13 protein-coding genes are annotated in these 15,866 nt (G+C 30.8%); 12 read left to right on the top strand and 1 reads right to left on the bottom strand.

Annotated features, from left to right (window positions below; translation table 11 throughout):
• The first annotated feature begins 137 nt into the window (after positions 1-137).
• Both FVE73_RS10345 and FVE73_RS10340 read left to right on the top strand, forming a co-directional pair.
• Entirely contained in the window at positions 138-1,841 is a 1,704-nt protein-coding gene (locus FVE73_RS10345; RefSeq protein ID WP_018498467.1) for an ABC-ATPase domain-containing protein, read from the top strand.
• Between the two features lie 75 nt (positions 1,842-1,916).
• Positions 1,917-3,221, top strand: coding sequence for a prolyl oligopeptidase family serine peptidase (locus FVE73_RS10340; protein WP_146997868.1), 1,305 nt, complete (start codon positions 1,917-1,919; stop codon positions 3,219-3,221).
• 1,045 nt (positions 3,222-4,266) lie between these two features.
• Here the strand turns inward: FVE73_RS10340 and FVE73_RS10335 are convergent.
• Complete coding sequence (locus tag FVE73_RS10335; RefSeq protein WP_018498465.1) at positions 4,267-4,818, bottom strand: ankyrin repeat domain-containing protein; 552 nt, start codon at positions 4,816-4,818, stop codon at positions 4,267-4,269.
• 384 nt (positions 4,819-5,202) lie between these two features.
• Between FVE73_RS10335 and FVE73_RS10330 the strand changes: the two genes are divergently transcribed.
• From FVE73_RS10330 to murG, 10 genes are all read left to right on the top strand, one after another.
• Positions 5,203-6,615 carry a glycoside hydrolase family 1 protein gene (locus FVE73_RS10330; protein ID WP_018498463.1) on the top strand — a complete coding sequence of 471 codons (1,413 nt, stop codon included), beginning with the start codon at positions 5,203-5,205 and terminating at the stop codon, positions 6,613-6,615.
• A gap of 113 nt (positions 6,616-6,728) precedes the next feature.
• Complete coding sequence (locus FVE73_RS11090; RefSeq protein ID WP_018498462.1) at positions 6,729-7,112, top strand: PTS transporter subunit EIIC; 384 nt, start codon at positions 6,729-6,731, stop codon at positions 7,110-7,112.
• A complete protein-coding gene (locus FVE73_RS10320; RefSeq protein ID WP_018498461.1) occupies positions 7,112-8,041 on the top strand; it encodes a PTS sugar transporter subunit IIC in 930 nt (309 codons plus the stop codon). The genes FVE73_RS11090 and FVE73_RS10320 overlap by 1 nt, the downstream gene beginning before the upstream one ends.
• A 132-nt stretch (positions 8,042-8,173) precedes the next feature.
• Positions 8,174-8,338 carry a GntR family transcriptional regulator gene (locus FVE73_RS10770; RefSeq protein ID WP_197739260.1) on the top strand — a complete coding sequence of 55 codons (165 nt, stop codon included), beginning with the start codon at positions 8,174-8,176 and terminating at the stop codon, positions 8,336-8,338.
• Entirely contained in the window at positions 8,311-8,883 is a 573-nt protein-coding gene (locus FVE73_RS10315) for a GntR family transcriptional regulator (protein ID WP_197739259.1), read from the top strand. The genes FVE73_RS10770 and FVE73_RS10315 overlap by 28 nt, the downstream gene beginning before the upstream one ends.
• A 255-nt stretch (positions 8,884-9,138) precedes the next feature.
• Complete coding sequence (locus tag FVE73_RS10310; RefSeq protein ID WP_018498460.1) at positions 9,139-10,551, top strand: UDP-N-acetylmuramoyl-tripeptide--D-alanyl-D-alanine ligase; 1,413 nt, start codon at positions 9,139-9,141, stop codon at positions 10,549-10,551.
• Between the two features lie 77 nt (positions 10,552-10,628).
• The gene (gene mraY, locus FVE73_RS10305; RefSeq protein ID WP_018498459.1) at positions 10,629-11,717 is read left to right on the top strand and encodes a phospho-N-acetylmuramoyl-pentapeptide-transferase; all 1,089 of its coding nucleotides are present in this window, start codon (positions 10,629-10,631) and stop codon (positions 11,715-11,717) included.
• 477 nt (positions 11,718-12,194) lie between these two features.
• Entirely contained in the window at positions 12,195-13,574 is a 1,380-nt protein-coding gene (gene murD / locus FVE73_RS10300) for a UDP-N-acetylmuramoyl-L-alanine--D-glutamate ligase (protein WP_018498458.1), read from the top strand.
• A 37-nt stretch (positions 13,575-13,611) separates the two neighbouring features.
• Positions 13,612-14,751 carry an FtsW/RodA/SpoVE family cell cycle protein gene (locus tag FVE73_RS10295; protein ID WP_018498457.1) on the top strand — a complete coding sequence of 380 codons (1,140 nt, stop codon included), beginning with the start codon at positions 13,612-13,614 and terminating at the stop codon, positions 14,749-14,751.
• Positions 14,752-14,784: 33 nt separating this feature from the next.
• A complete protein-coding gene (gene murG, locus FVE73_RS10290) occupies positions 14,785-15,834 on the top strand; it encodes an undecaprenyldiphospho-muramoylpentapeptide beta-N-acetylglucosaminyltransferase (protein ID WP_018498456.1) in 1,050 nt (349 codons plus the stop codon).
• The last annotated feature ends 32 nt before the right edge of the window (positions 15,835-15,866 follow it).

Raw genomic sequence — 15,866 nt, 5'->3', positions numbered from 1 at the left:
GATTTTTGGAAATAGAATAGTAATGTGGTAAAATTATGTTAAAAATAAAGGAGAATAAGTACTTGGAAAGTGATAAATTGACATAAATAATAAAATTTAAAAATAAAACAGGATTACTTAGAAGGGACTATAAAAATATGAAAAATTATAAAGAATTAGAAAAAATATTATTTTCAATGGATGGAAAAAGCTATTCGGCGTATAAGTCGCTTAAAGGGGAATATAGGTTTGAAAAGTATGTTCTTGCGATTGATCATGTGCAGTCGGATCCTTATGCTCCGCCTTCAAAAATGAGGGTTACAATGGATAGGAAAATTTGCGGAATTCCTTATGAACTGACAGATACGAAGGATAAGAATATTGCAGTTTCGGATTTTCTTACGAGAAATTTTTACAGGGAAATTCAGAAAAGTGGGAATGACAGTACAGGAACTGGGGGAAGTGGAAGAATTTTTATTGACAGATGCGGACAGGAAATTCTGGAAAGAACTTCAGTTCTCATAAAGGGAGATAAAGTTGAAGTGAGATTTGAAATGGGGATGCCTGCCAGAGGCAGACGGATAATGGGAAAAGCTGCACAGAAAATTATTTTTGAGCAGCTGCCTGAAATTGTAGAAAAATCCATTATTTATGATAATTTGAATAAAAAAGCGTTAAATGAGCAGGTAATTCTAGTGCTGGATCAGGAATATGCAAGAAAAATATTGAAAGAAAAAGGGCTTGTTGCATTTGTGGCTAATGATTCTGTGCTTCCACGTGAAAGCGGAGTTTCGGACAAGCCTATGAAAAATGCGGTTAAGTTTAAAAGTCCAGAAAAATTTGAGATTACGTTAAAACTTCCAAGTGGTAAAGAAGTAAGTGGAATGGGGATTCCAAAAGGAATTGCGCTAATTGTGGGTGGAGGTTATCACGGAAAATCCACGTTACTTGCAGCACTTGAAAGAGGGATTTACAATCACATTGCTCAAGATGGGCGTGAATTTATAATTTCTGAATCGGATGCGGTAAAAATACGTGCGGAAGATGGAAGAAATGTGGAAAAAGTGAATATAAGCGGATTTATTAATAACTTGCCACAAAATAAGGATACAAGGGCTTTTTCGACTGAAAATGCGAGTGGAAGTACATCACAGGCGGCAAATGTGGCAGAAGCACTGGAATATGGAACTTCTTTACTTCTAATAGATGAGGACACTTCGGCTACAAATTTTATGATTCGTGATGGAAGAATGCAAAAACTTGTGGCAAAGGAAAAAGAGCCAATAACACCGTTTATTGACAGGGTAAAGGAACTTTATTACAATTTTGGAGTTTCTACGATATTGATTGTCGGTGGCTCTGGAGATTATTTTGATGTGGCAAATCACGTTATAATGATGGATGAATATGTGCCAAAAGATGTGACAGAAAAAGCAAAAGAGATTGCAAAATTGGATGAAAACAAGAGAGAATTTTCTTCAAATGATAAATTTCAAGGAGTTACACAGCGTATTCCACTCAAAAAAAGTTTTTCACAATCTGGAAAACTGGATAAAACAAAAGCCAAAGGGAAATACAGCATTCTGTATGGAAAAGAATCAATCGACATTTCGGGGTTAGAGCAGCTTGTGGATGACAGCCAGACAAACTGCATTGCCGTAATGATTGACTATTTTAAAAATAAAGTGCTGGATGAAAAATTGACGCTTTCGCAAGCGACTGACAGGATTTATGAAAAAATTGAAAAGGACGGGCTTGATTCGATTTCGTCGTACACAGGGCATCCGGGAAATTTGGCATTGCCTAGAAAGCAGGAATTTTGTGCGGCGGTAAATAGATATAGGAAATTAAGAATAAAATAGATTGCTTTTAAATTTTTGCTTCGTTTAATAATTTTATCAATTAAATTTGAAATAAAAAATATTGTAGAGGAAGTGATGGCTATGAGAACGAAGACATTGGTGTTTGTAGGTTTGCTTTTGGTAAGTGTGTTGGGAATTTCTAGCCAAGTTAATTATGCCCTTAGTAATTCTATGCAAGGAAATTTTAATTATATATTAAATGCAAAAATATTTGATTATGGGCAAAATATCATTTCAATTGAAATTGATACAAAAGGTAGGGGAAGGACTATCAGAGAAAAAGAGATTGATAAAGATACATTCAAGGTTTTTGCTAAAGGGACTTTGCCAACAGATACTGGGATTGTGCTTGACGAAAAAACTAAATCTCTTGGGATATTTGAAGTTGAGAGGGAAATTAAGAATATTTTTGTAAATGATAAGGGGAATATTGTTATTAATTTAAAATATGGAAAAGATGTAGCTGGAGCAAATACTTTGAGTTATGTTACTGGGGGTGTTTCAAGAAATGTCCTAATGGATTTGGAATATCGAGTGGAACAGAAGAAATTGATGAAAACAGGTCCTGGAACACATGGTTTTTTTGGAATTTATAGACAAGGGAAAATTGTTGATGAGGAAGCTGATAAGTTTGTAGCGGCGAAGTCTAAAAGTGGAGTGAATTATCAATATTTTAAACCTGTTAATAAAGATGATGGGAAGAAACATCCGCTTATAATATGGTTTCATGGGAATGGTGAAGGCGGATACAAGGATTATCGGAATAATGTTTCACAAAAATTGGCAAATCGTGGGGCAGTGGCTTTTGCAGAAGATAAAACACAAAAGATATTTGGCGGGGCTTATGTTGTAGCACCACAGGCTGATGACACTTGGTACAATAATTATACCAAAGGGTATATAAAATCAGTAAAGGCTATGATTGATGAATTTGCTTCTAAAAATAATGTTGATAAAAATAGAATTTATGTTTTTGGAGCTTCTGCTGGTGGATATATGTCATTTAGAATGATGATTGAATATCCAGATTATTTTGCGGCATTTAGTACAAGTGCGGCTGCTCTTGATAAAGCGGCTACTTCTGGCGGAGTTGCAACTACTACACAGGATTTGATGAAAATAAGAAATAAACCGCTTTGGATGGTTCACGCACAAAATGATCCGACTATTTCCTACGAAAATACAAGTAAAAGAGTTTACGATGTTCTTTCAAAATATGGAGCAATACTTTCCTCTTATCCAGATGTAAAAATTGGTAAAACTGAGTACAATGGACACTGGAGCTGGATTTATAGCCTTAGAAATATGCCTGTGAATGATAAAGGGGAACATTTGTTTGAATGGATGGCAAGACAGCATTTGAAAATTAGATACTATTAGTTTAAAATGAAATAGAAAAAAGGCTTGCTTGGAATAGTAAATTCTAAGTTTAGTCTTTTTTGATTATAACTTTATTTTTATACTAAACTCTATTTGAAAAATAGCAATAAAATTCTATAACAATTAATTCGATAGTTTTGCTAAAAAATCAAATTTAATTCTTAAGTATCCATATAAGGGATTTTTATTTAAATTTTGAAAAACTGCTTATTATTAATAAATATTTTTTCATAATTCTATGTTTTTTCTTTTTATAAAGCAAGGGAAATCAGTCGCCATTTCCCTTGCAACCCTGGCTCGTCTAAGCATTTTTTTGAAACAAAAACGAAACTCGCTGACGCTCAGACAATCGTTTTCATTTCAAAAAAATCACGACATTCTATATTAAATTATAAAGATTATTGTATTTAAATTTTAAGCTTTTACATTTGGAAAATATTAAATAAACAAAATTTCGTTAAAGGAAAAATAACTAAATACGAATGTATTTCTTTCGCCATAATTTTTATAAAACTAAAACTTATTTATGTAAAAATAACTCTTATTTGCGAAAGTGAGCGTAGTTTTACGAAGCGAGTTTTATTTTTTCTTTATAAGAAAGTTTTGCGTAAGTGGGGTAGTTCGTAGAACGTTTCGCCATTATCTCTAAGTAGTAGCCAGTTATACATGTTAAAATAACTATTATTGCGAAAAAGGGCATAGCGTCTGATGCCCTTACGTTACAAAAAAATTGAATAAAAAATATAAAAAACTATTATTAATCATAATACTTATAAATAAAATTATAAAAGTCTTTAAGATGGATACTTAATGATTAAATTTAATTAAAGGATATTTTAATAGTTACTATAATCATGTAAAAAAATGACTTTAATTTCATGAATTTTTGATTTCAACTCTTTAAATAGGAAATAGTATAAAGTTATTCTCAATAATGATATTCGGTAAAAGTTAATTTCTTGTATTTTAATAAAAAGCAGTTTGATTATAAAAAAATTACTAAAAAATAACCGCTGCCTTTTACAACAACGGTTATCTAAAAATTCTAACTGTCTTCTTTCAAATTATATTTTTTTACATAATCTTCCATCATTTTCACTGCTATTGGCCTATTAGATCTTCTGGCAAATTCAATTACTGTTAATCCCCATTTATCCTTTACTAAAAGAGGAAGTCCTGGTTGAGAAAATATTAGCTGATATAGTGGTAACATTTCCATTTCAGGAGCACCAATATTAAATAATTCCTTGAAAGAAACCGTTTTCTCTTTCTTATATATTGTTGTTATATCTGCACCTTTTTCCAATAATGTTTTACATAATATTGTTGTTTTTACTATATCTGTCCAACCATATGAGAATAACGGAAAAAATAAACTTATCCCATCTTCTGTTACTGCTTTAACATCAGCTCCTTTATTTATTAAAAAATTAGTAATTTCATAACGTGCAAAGCTATTAGTATTTGCTAATGCATCAAATAATATACTATCTCCTGATGCATCTCCAATTTTTTCATCTCCTTTTTTGAATATTTCTATAACATTTTTTAATGTTCCAAATCTTACTGCTTCCCAAATTGTTGTATATTCTGACATTTTGATATCTCCTTCCTATTATTTTGTAGGTATTTTCATTTGTTGTTTTTGAATTATATTTTGTATATTATTTATATAATTGGGTATAAGTTTGATATAGCAAAATTTTTCTGAAAATTTGATAATTTCTATTTTGCTTTTAAATAGTTTTTTCATAAGTTACTCCTCTTGCTAGGAGATTTTGTTTTGTTATTATAGCATTATTGTATTATTTTTTCTATATATTCATTATAGAATAAGGAAATCGTTTTTATAGTCTTTTTAATATAAAAGATATATCTTTTAAAAATAAAGACTTGATTTTTATTAAAAATGAAAATATAATAATATTGAAAATAAGGAAAAGATAAAGATATAGATAATTAGATAGATGGAGGGATAGTAATGGCAAAATTGAAATTTCCAGATAATTTCTGGTGGGGATCGGCTACTTCGGGGCCACAGAGTGAGGGGAGATTTAATAAGAAGAGCAGAAATATATTTGACTACTGGTTTGATACAGATAAGAAGGCGTTTTTTGATGGTGTAGGGCCTGATGTGGCTTCAAATTTTTATAACAGTTTTAGGGAAGATATAAGGCTTTATAAGGAGATTGGGCTTAATTCACTAAGAACATCGATTCAATGGACACGGCTCATAAAGGATTTTGAAACTGGGGAAGTTGATGAGGATGGAGTGAGATTTTATAAAGAGGTTATAGAGGAATTTGAGAAAAATGGGATTACTCTTGTGATGAACTTGTTCCATTTTGATATGCCAATAGAGTTGCAGGAAAAATATGGTGGCTGGGAATCAAAGCATGTGGTTGAATTGTTTATAAAATATGCCAGAAAAGCATTTGAGCTGTTTGGGGACAAGGTAAAATACTGGACAACATTTAATGAGCCTATAGTGCCTGTGGAGGCACAATATATGTATCAATTCCATTATCCGCTTATTGTAGATGGAAAAAAAGCTATGCAGGTTTTGTATAATACGGCACTTGCTTCGGCAAAGGTAATTGAGGAATTTAGAAAAACAGAGATGCTGAAAAAAGATGGGGAAATAGGAATAATTTTGAATTTAACGCCATCGTATCCAAGGAGTGAAAATGAAGAGGACGTAAAGGCTGCCAAAATATCAGATGCTTTTTTTAACAATTCATTTCTGGATCCTGCGATTTATGGTAAATTTCCTGAATTGCTGACAGATATATTGGAAAAGGATGGAGTTTTGTGGGAAAATACAGAAGAGGAACTAAAAATTATTTCAGAAAATACAGTTGACTTTCTGGGAGTGAATTATTATCAGCCTAGAAGAATAAAGGCAAGAGAAACAGAGTTTGATATTTCTAAAAATGGGTGGCTGCCTGATAAATATTTTGAAAATTATGATATGCCAGGGAAAAGAATGAATATTTACAGAGGATGGGAAATTTATCCACAGGCGATTTATGATATTGCTAAAAATATTCAGGATAACTATAAAAATATAAAATGGTTTATTTCAGAAAATGGAATGGGTGTTGAAGGTGAAGAAAAATTTAAGAATGAACAGGGGATAATTGAAGATGACTATAGAATAGATTTTTTTAGGGAACATTTGACACATCTTCATAGAGCAATAGAAGAAGGCTCAAACTGCTTTGGTTACCACACATGGACACCGATAGACTGCTGGTCTTGGACAAATGCCTACAAGAACAGATACGGATTTATCTCGGTAGATTTGCCAACACAAATAAAAACGATAAAAAAATCAGGATACTGGATAAAGAAAGTTTCTGAAACTAACGAAATTGATAGTTGGGATATTTAAATTTAAGTAAAATATCTATAACTTCTGAATCTTAGCTTTAAAGTGTTTTTACTATAAATTTATACAATTTTTAAAAATAATAAAAAATAGAAATTATGTTTGAGGTGAAAAAAATGGAAAGAACTTTTAAGGAAAAATTATCTGAAAAATTAATGAGCTTTGCGGGAATTATTAGGAAAAATATTTATTTGCTTAGTTTAAGGGATGCTTTTATGCTTTCATTTCCGCTTACAATGTTTGGTTCAATTTTGCTTGTTGTAACAAACTTTCCCGGGTTTAGCGAAAAGGCTAGGGAAGGGCTTGGAGCCTTGATGGGACATTCGATAGAGAGCTCAATGCTGCTTATGTCGATATTTGTAAGTATAGGGATTGGTTATTATTTGTACTTATATAAAAATCCGAAGAGAACACAGGATGCAATATATTCTGGAGCTGTAGCGCTCGTATCATTTTTTATAGTAACACCTTTTTCAGTAAAACTTGAAAATGGGAATTGATGACAGGAGTTATTCCGACTTCGTTAGTCGGGGCTCAAGGACTGTTTGTTGCAATTTTTGTATCAATTATATCGACAACTATTTATGGGTTTTTGTTAAATAAGAATTTGACTATAAAAATGCCTAAAGATGTTCCACCTGCGATTTCAAAATCATTTTCAGCAATTATTCCAGGATTTTTGACTTTAAGTGTATTTATGATAATAAACATTCTTTTTAAACATACTAAATTTGAATCAATACATACTTTTGTGTATGAATTTTTACAAAAACCGCTTGTTGGTTTGGGAACATCTTTCTTTGCCACAATAATAGCCGCAACATTGGTGCAATTCTTCTGGTTCTTTGGAGTACACGGACATCTTGTTGTAAATCCGATAATGGATACAATCTGGAATGTGGCTTCACTAGAAAATTTGAATGCGTATAATGCAGGACAGCCATTACCTCATATTGTAACAAAGCAGTTTATGGAGATGTTTTCGGTAAGTATCGGTTCGATGGGAGCATTGTCAGCATTAACAGCGATTTTTATTGTAAGCAGAATAAAACAGCAAAGGGAAGTGGCAAAATTAGGATTTATACCAGGAATATTTAATATATCCGAACCTACATTATTTGGACTTCCTGTAATATTGAATCCTATACTTGCAATACCGTGGATACTGGGATCACCAATAACAATCTCGATTGCCTATTTTGCAACAAAAATTGGAATAATGCCTAGAACAACGGGAGTGGCGGTACCATGGACTATGCCTCTTGGAATAAGCGGAACGCTTGCAACAAATTCAATTATGGGGGGAGTAGTGCAAATAGTGGGATTTGTTGTAATGGTGCTTTTATGGATACCGTTTATACTGTATTCCCAAAAGCAGTATGAAGAAGAAAAAAGAAAAAATAAAAATGAAGCGAAAGAGAGAGAATAGTTATTAAAAATTATGGGCTATGTTATTTGAACAAATATAGTCCATTTTTTATCCGTTCCACTTTTTTACAATATTGACTTTAAAGGATAAATATCTTATAATGAAAAAAATTACTCAAGGAGATGAAAGACAATGTTAAAATACAGGGAAATTGTTCAGGAATTACGAAATAAAATAATAAATGGAGATTATATTCCAAATGAAAAGCTTCCAAATGAAAAGGAAATGTGTGAAAAATACAAGGCAAGCAGGATTACCGTAAAAAAGCCATGGATTTACTGGTTTCAGAAGGGCTGATAATAAAAAGGAGAGGTTCTGGAACATTTGTAAAGGACATGAGGGATGACGATGCAATAGAAATCGCCATGAAAAAGCAGTTTATGGGATTTAAGGCAACTCATGGAAGTAAAAAGGTTACATCCAACATTATAAAGTTCAAAGTTATCCCGGCTTCAGCCGAAATAGCCAAAAAGCTAAAAATAGAAAGAAATGATTTTGTCTATTATATTGAAAGAGTGCGTTACTTAAACGACGAACCTTGCGTTATCGAATACACCTATATGCCAATATCTACAATCAAAGGGTTAAAAGAGGATGTATTAAAGGATTCTATTTATGAATATATAGAAAACACATTAAATTTAAGTATTCAAAGTGCACATAGGGTAATAAAGGCGGATTTACCAACGGATCTGGAAAAAAAGTATTTAAGAATCAAGGAGCCGATTCCTATTCTGGAAGTTGAACAAGTCGCTTTTCTGTCAAACGGACAAATTTTTGAATATTCAAAATCACGGCATAGAGGGGATAAAACAGAGATAAAAATGATAGAAGTAAGATAATTATAAAGCTTAAATTTAATAATAAAAATGTTTTGAAACTAAACTTAAAAATCGAGGCTATTCTGCTCAAATTTTAGGTTTATATAATTTTTTCCAGCTTGACTTTAAACGGATTTGAGCATAGGATAAATTCTTTTAGAAAAATTTGGAAAAAAAATAAAAATATATTGAAAAAATACTCTCTAAATGATATAATTTTATAATGTGAACTATTATAAAAAAAGTATTAAAACAAGTAGGATTTGGAGAAATTTTATGAATAAAAGTGAAGTGTTTCAAAGGCTTTTTAATAAAGAAAAAACATTAGATCTTGAAATAAAAAATGTTTCGATTGATTCAAAGAAACTTGAAAAAAGTGATGTTTTTGTTGCCATTAGAGGCGGAAATAATTTTGTTAATGAAGCGTTGGAAAAAGGAGCTGCTGTTGTTTATGATAGCGAAGCTGTGAAAATTGATGAAAAATATGTTGACCGTGCATTTTTTGTAAAGGACAGTATTGAGTTCTTGCAAAAATTTGCGAAGGAATGGCGAAAGAATTTAGATATAAAAGTGATTGGAATTACAGGGAGTAACGGTAAAACAACGGTAAAGGATATGATTTACCATTTGCTTTCACAAAAATATAAAGGGAAAAAGACTGAAGGGAATTACAATAATCATATTGGACTGCCCTTCACTTTATTGCGTGCTGAAAAAGATGATGAGTTTATCATTTTGGAAATGGGAATGAGTGGCTTTGGAGAAATTGATTTGCTGGGGCAAATTGCATTACCTGATATTAATGTAATTACAAATATTGGAGAATCTCATCTGGAGTTTTTGAAAACGAAGGAAAATGTGTTTTTGGCAAAGACGGAGATTATTCCGTATATTAAAAGTACACTTGTAATTAATGGTGATGATGAATATTTGAAAAATGTAAAGACTGAAAATATTGAAGTTGTAAGGGCTTTGAGTTTGAAAAATAATGAGTTTAGGGATAAAACGTCTGATTTTTATTATGGAGACGTTCGTTTTAACGAAAGTGGAACTGATTTTTTTCTGAAATATTTTGGGAAAATTTGTCAAAGCACAGTTGAAAGAAATTATAAAACGAATGTTCTGGGAGAACATAACGTACTAAATTTAGTTATGGCGATTGCTGTAGCTAAGCAATTCGGGATGGAAGATAAAATAATCAGTGAAGCTATAAAAAATATTGGCTTGACTGGAATGCGGTTTCAAATAATTGAAAACGGCAATACAACATATATTAATGATGCCTATAATGCAAGTCCAATGTCTATGGAGAAATCACTTGAAACATTTTCTCAAATATATAACGATAGGTTAAAAATCGTTGTTTTGGGAGATATGCTGGAACTGGGAGAAAATGAACTAAAACTTCATAGCAATCTTTTTGATACAATAAAAAATACAAAATTTGACAAACTTTACTTATTTGGAAAAAGAATGAAAAGTTTATTTGAAAAAATAAAAGAAAATGTTGATGATAAAAATTTGAACAATGAGAATTTGGAAATTAACAAAGCTTTGAAAAATGGGAAATTTGAGCATTTTGATGAAAAGAAAAAAATAAAAGAAAAAATAAGACAGATTTCAGAAAAAAAAGCAGTGCTATTAAAGGCATCAAGGGGAATGAAACTGGAAGAAATTATAGAAAAATAAAAATATTTACAATTGGAAAGGAGAAGAATTTTTTTATTAACTATAAATTACTAAATAAGAAGATTCTATAGGAAATAATGTTATATTTATTACAAGGTTTATTTATAAACAACTGGGGAGTTTTACGTATTTTTAAATCAATAATGTTAAGAGCCTCTGTAGCATTTATGATCGCATTTTTATTTATGCTAATTTTTGGAAAACCGTTTATTACTTGGCTAAAAAAGAAAAAATATGGAGATACGGCAAGAGAAGAGGGGCCTAAATCACATTTTGATAAATCTGGAACACCTACAATGGGAGGAATTTTAATAATTGGAGCAATTCTATTTGCAACTGCCGTCGCTGGAAATTTTACAAATAAATTTATTATATTTTTATTTATAATTACAATTTTATTTACAACAATAGGATTCTATGATGATTATTTAAAATTAACAAGACATAAAAATGGGCTTTCTGGAAAGAAAAAAATATTGGGACAAATGATAATTACAGCATTAACATTTTGGTTTGTTTATAAATATGGACTTGTCAATAAAACGATTGATTTTTCAATAATTAATCCAATAATAAAAAATTCTTATATTTATATAACACCAATTTTATTTTTTGTATTTATAGCTTTTGTGATAATTGGATCTTCAAATGCTGTAAATTTAACAGATGGATTAGATGGTCTTGTAAGTGGACCTATAATTGTAGTAAGTATTACGCTTTTAATCATAACTTACTTAACTGGGAATGTAAAATATGCAAGATACTTAAATCTTTATTACGTTCCACAAGCGGCTGAAATAATAGTTTATCTTGCTGCAGTAATTGGAGCATTAATTGGATTTTTATGGTATAATTTTTATCCAGCGCAAGTATTTATGGGAGATACAGGATCTTTGACATTGGGAGGAATTTTAGGAATTGTAGTCATTTTTATAAAACAGGAATTACTGCTTCCAATCGCAGGTTTTATATTTATTATGGAAGCATTGTCGGTTATGATCCAAGTTTGGCACTTTAAAACTTTTGGAAAAAGAGTGTTTAAAATGGCACCGATTCATCATCACTTTGAATTGCTAGGATTGCCTGAAACTAAAGTTACAATAAGATTTTGGATTGTTTCGATAATGACTTGTTTATTGACATTTGTAATCTTGAAATTAAGATAAATAAAGCAGGGGATTTTCCCCTGCAATCTAATTTTTTGTTTTTTAAAATTATGCTTTTATTTATTATTTTATGAAAAGTGAAATTGTAAATAAGAATATAATAAATTTATTCTTTAAGTATTCAACCAAGTTATTTTTTCTTTTAACAAATTTTTTTGCTTGGTAATATTATTAAAATAACTTTTGTAATTAAAATTAAAAGTGTCGTGATTTTTTAGAAATAAAATCGGCTGTTTGAGCGAAGTTACACGTAGCGAGTTTCGATTTTGTTTTCAAAAAATGCTTAGACAAGCGGGGATTAGTGCGTAGCACTTTCGCCAAAATATTCAGATGTTATAATTTGAAGAAATTGTAATAACTAATATTGCGAAATAAAAGGGGATGGTGACTGTTCCCCTTTGCGTTGAAATAAAAAATAACTTAGTTGAATACTTAGGGATTTGAAATATAGAAATAATATAGAGAGGAAAAAATCACATGGATAAAAAAGGTATTGTATTCGGCGCTGGGTTAAGTGGACTTGGTGCAAAGGAATTACTGGAAAAAAATGAATATAAAGTATATTTAATAGATGATAAGGCTGCAATGCCATCAGAAGAAGGAATTAGGCTTTTGAATGAAGAGGAAATTGAATTTGTTGTGAAAAGTCCTGGAATTCCTTGGAAGGCAGAACTTTTAAAGGTTGCGAAGGAAAAAAATGTTAAAGTTATTTCAGAAATAGATTTGGCTTATAAATATGTGGATAAAAATATAAAAATTATTTCATTTACTGGAACAAATGGGAAAACTACCACATCTACTAAAATGGCAGAATTACTTAACTTTGCTGGATTTCGTGCAAAACTTGCCGGGAATGCGGGTTTTTCATTTGCAAAGCTGGTGGCTGATGAGGAAGAACTGGATTATATTGTGTTGGAGCTTAGCAGCTACCAATTGGAAAATAATCCGCAAATTCATTCAAATATTGCTGGAATAATTAATTTGACACCAGATCATTTAACAAGATATAATTCAGTTGAGGATTATTATATTACAAAATTTGCGATTTTTGATAAGCAGACAGAAAATGACTTTGCATTGATTAATCTGGATGACGAAATTTTTGCAAAATTGTATGAAAGAAGTGAGCTAAAAAAAAAGATAAAGGCTCAAAAGATATATTTGAGTACAAAAGCAAAAGGAAATGTTTTTGTTTATGAAAATAATATTCGTATAATAAAGGATTTGAATAAACGAATTGATGAAATTCAGAATTTTAGTGAAAAAATTGATGAAATTTCAGAAATTTTGATGAAAACGGATGAACTATCATTAAAGGGTAGACATAATTTGGAAAATATGTTATTTTTGATAAGTTCAGCAAAAATATTGAATGTGGAAAATGAAAAATTAGTGAAATTTTTAAAATCGACAACTGCGCTTGAGCATAGACTGGAAAACTTTTTTGTAAAAGAAAATACGACGTTTATCAATGACTCTAAGGGTACAAATGTAGAATCAACATTAAAGGCGATTGATTCGTTTAATAATTCTATTATTATGATTTTAGGAGGAGATGATAAGAAAATTGATAATATGCCTTTGATTGAAAGAGTTAAGGAAAAGGTTGATTTTGTTTATCTGATTGGGGATAATGCTCAGATTTTGATTGATGATATGGAAAAAGTCGGATATAAAAATTATAAAAATTTGGAAACAGTTGAAAATGTGTTGAATTATTTGAAGGAAAAAGTGGATTTCTCAAAAGATCAGACAGTATTGTTTTCACCTGCAACATCTAGTTTTTGTCAATTTAAAAGTTTTGAGCACAGAGGAAAAGTGTTTAAGGAATTGACGGAAAAAATTATTGGAAAATAGTTTTTCTTTTGGAAAAAATAGAATTTAGGAGAAAAAATTGAATAGAAAAAAAATATTAGGAACAGGATTTGTAATAGTAATTTTAATACTTTCATCATTGAGTATCATAACCATGGCGAGCCTTAGTGCTCCAAGGGCACAAAATGAGTATGGAGTAAGCTATTATTTTTTGCTACGGCAAATAATTTGGTTAACTGTTGGTTGGCTAGGATTTTTATTTACTGCTAATTTTAATTATAAAAAATATAGGGAAATAACAAAATATTTGTATGTTGCAGGTGCTTTTTCACTTGTGATGGTTCTAGTAATAGGGAAAACTGTAAATGGTGCCAAGCGTTGGGTTGATCTTGGAATGGGTGTTGTTATTCAGCCTTCAGAATTTGTAAAATTGATATTAATTATCGTTCTTTCGACTCTTGTGTATAATCTTAAAATACAAAATAAAATAAGTAAATATCCTTGGCTATCAAGTATCGTTATAATGGGAACCACAGGAATTTATATGTTTCTTATTTTTTTTGAAAAATCATTTAGTAATACAGTACAAATTGCAATAATCGGAATGACTTATTTATTCGTTTCAGAATTAAAATTTTCGATAATTGCACTTTATACGGCATTAGGTGGAATTTTAGGATGGTTTGGGATAATGAAAGTTGGTTATAGGGCAAGCAGGATTGCAGCCCATGCTTCTAAAGATGTTGGATTTCAGACAACGCAGTCATTGATAGCAATAGCTAATGGCAAAATTTTTGGAAAATTCTATGGAAATGGATTTCAGAAATATGGATTTTTACCTGAAATACATACAGATTATATTTTTGCAGGGTATGCTGAAGAAAATGGATTTTTAGGGGTAGTATTTTTGCTTGGATTGTATGCGGCGTTGCTAATTATAATAGGAATTACTCTAAAAAAAATAAAAGACTTATATGCAAAATATCTTTTAGCTGGGATTTTTATAACAATTGCAACACAGGTAATTGGAAATGTGGCGGTTGCAAGTAAAATTATGCCTTCTACAGGAATTCCACTTCCAATGATGAGCTATGGAGGAAGTACAATGATTGGAATGATGATGATATTAGGTGTTGTTTATAATATAATAAGAACATTGTATAAGCAGGAGATGGGAAGCCAGTTGGATGAACTAAATGAAATTGATTATATGATGTAATAAATCAAATAAAATGAGAGGAAGAACAAAGCGATGGAAAAAGTAGTATTTACTACAGGTGGAACAGGTGGACACATTTATCCTGCCCTATCAATTGCAAAAAAAGTTAGAGAAAGGGGAATAGATACTTTATTTATTGGTACAAAGCATAGAATGGAAAAGGATATTGTTCCAAAGGAAAATTTTAGATTTATAGGACTTGATGTATTGCCGTTAAGAAGTATAAAATCTGTATTTAAAATGATGGCAGCAACTATAGGCACAATAAAGCTACTAAAAAAGGAAAAACCTACAAAAATAATAGCATTTGGAAATTATATAACAATACCGGTATTAGTAGCAGCTAATATATTGCGAATACCATATTATCTTCAAGAGCAAAATCACACAATGGGTCAGGCAAACAAATGGTTTTACAAAGGTGCAAAAAAAGTATTTGTTGCTTTTGAGAATACACTTGAAAGTGTTAAGGGGAAATACAAGAGTAAATTTGTAGTAACTGGAAATCCATTGCGGGAAGAATTTTATGGAAAAAATAAAGCTGAGGAAAGAAGAAAACTAAATATAAAGGATGATGAAAAAGTAATTCTTGTAATTGGTGGGAGTTTGGGAGCCAAAAATATAAATGAAGCTATTTTAAAAAAATGGAAAACGATATTGGAAGATGGGAAAATAAGACTATTTTGGGCAACTGGGAAGGATAATTACGAGGCTTCAACTTATAGAATAAGAGATTTTGGTACAGCGGTAGTTGAACCGTATTTTGAAAATGTTCCAGAATTGATGGCGGCTTCTGATATTGTAATTTGTCGTGCTGGAGCTTCGACTATTTCTGAGCTTATTCAGCTAGAAAAGCCATCAATATTGATTCCTTATGACTTTGTCGGACAAAAGGAAAATGCAGATGTATTGGAATATGCAAATGGTGCAAAAATATTTACAAACGAAACTGCAGAAGAAGCGATTGATGAAGCATTATCAATAGTGTGTCAGGCATCAATGCTTGAATTTATGAGTGAAAATGTAAAAACCTTGAAAAAGGGAAATTCAGCAGAGATAATAGTAAATGAAATGGGACTTTAAACAGAAAATACAGAGATAAAAATAAAATTGGA

The organism is Leptotrichia wadei (assembly GCF_007990545.2).
GTDB classification, from domain to species: Bacteria; Fusobacteriota; Fusobacteriia; order Fusobacteriales; family Leptotrichiaceae; genus Leptotrichia; species Leptotrichia wadei.
The sequence above is the reverse complement of the archived record's forward strand: the minus strand, read 5'-3'. Positions and strand labels throughout refer to the sequence as shown.

What these genes read in the sequence shown, in the direction of transcription:
- FVE73_RS10345 (WP_018498467.1), top strand. Translation starts at nt 138, where the DNA reads ATGAAAAATTATAAAGAATTAGAAAAAATATTATTTTCAATGGATGGA.
- FVE73_RS10340 (WP_146997868.1), top strand. Translation starts at nt 1,917, where the DNA reads ATGGCTATGAGAACGAAGACATTGGTGTTTGTAGGTTTGCTTTTGGTA.
- FVE73_RS10335 (WP_018498465.1), bottom strand. Translation starts at nt 4,818, where the DNA reads ATGTCAGAATATACAACAATTTGGGAAGCAGTAAGATTTGGAACATTA.
- FVE73_RS10330 (WP_018498463.1), top strand. Translation starts at nt 5,203, where the DNA reads ATGGCAAAATTGAAATTTCCAGATAATTTCTGGTGGGGATCGGCTACT.
- FVE73_RS11090 (WP_018498462.1), top strand. Translation starts at nt 6,729, where the DNA reads ATGGAAAGAACTTTTAAGGAAAAATTATCTGAAAAATTAATGAGCTTT.
- FVE73_RS10320 (WP_018498461.1), top strand. Translation starts at nt 7,112, where the DNA reads ATGACAGGAGTTATTCCGACTTCGTTAGTCGGGGCTCAAGGACTGTTT.
- FVE73_RS10770 (WP_197739260.1), top strand. Translation starts at nt 8,174, where the DNA reads ATGTTAAAATACAGGGAAATTGTTCAGGAATTACGAAATAAAATAATA.
- FVE73_RS10315 (WP_197739259.1), top strand. Translation starts at nt 8,311, where the DNA reads ATGGATTTACTGGTTTCAGAAGGGCTGATAATAAAAAGGAGAGGTTCT.
- FVE73_RS10310 (WP_018498460.1), top strand. Translation starts at nt 9,139, where the DNA reads ATGAATAAAAGTGAAGTGTTTCAAAGGCTTTTTAATAAAGAAAAAACA.
- mraY (WP_018498459.1), top strand. Translation starts at nt 10,629, where the DNA reads ATGTTATATTTATTACAAGGTTTATTTATAAACAACTGGGGAGTTTTA.
- murD (WP_018498458.1), top strand. Translation starts at nt 12,195, where the DNA reads ATGGATAAAAAAGGTATTGTATTCGGCGCTGGGTTAAGTGGACTTGGT.
- murG (WP_018498456.1), top strand. Translation starts at nt 14,785, where the DNA reads ATGGAAAAAGTAGTATTTACTACAGGTGGAACAGGTGGACACATTTAT.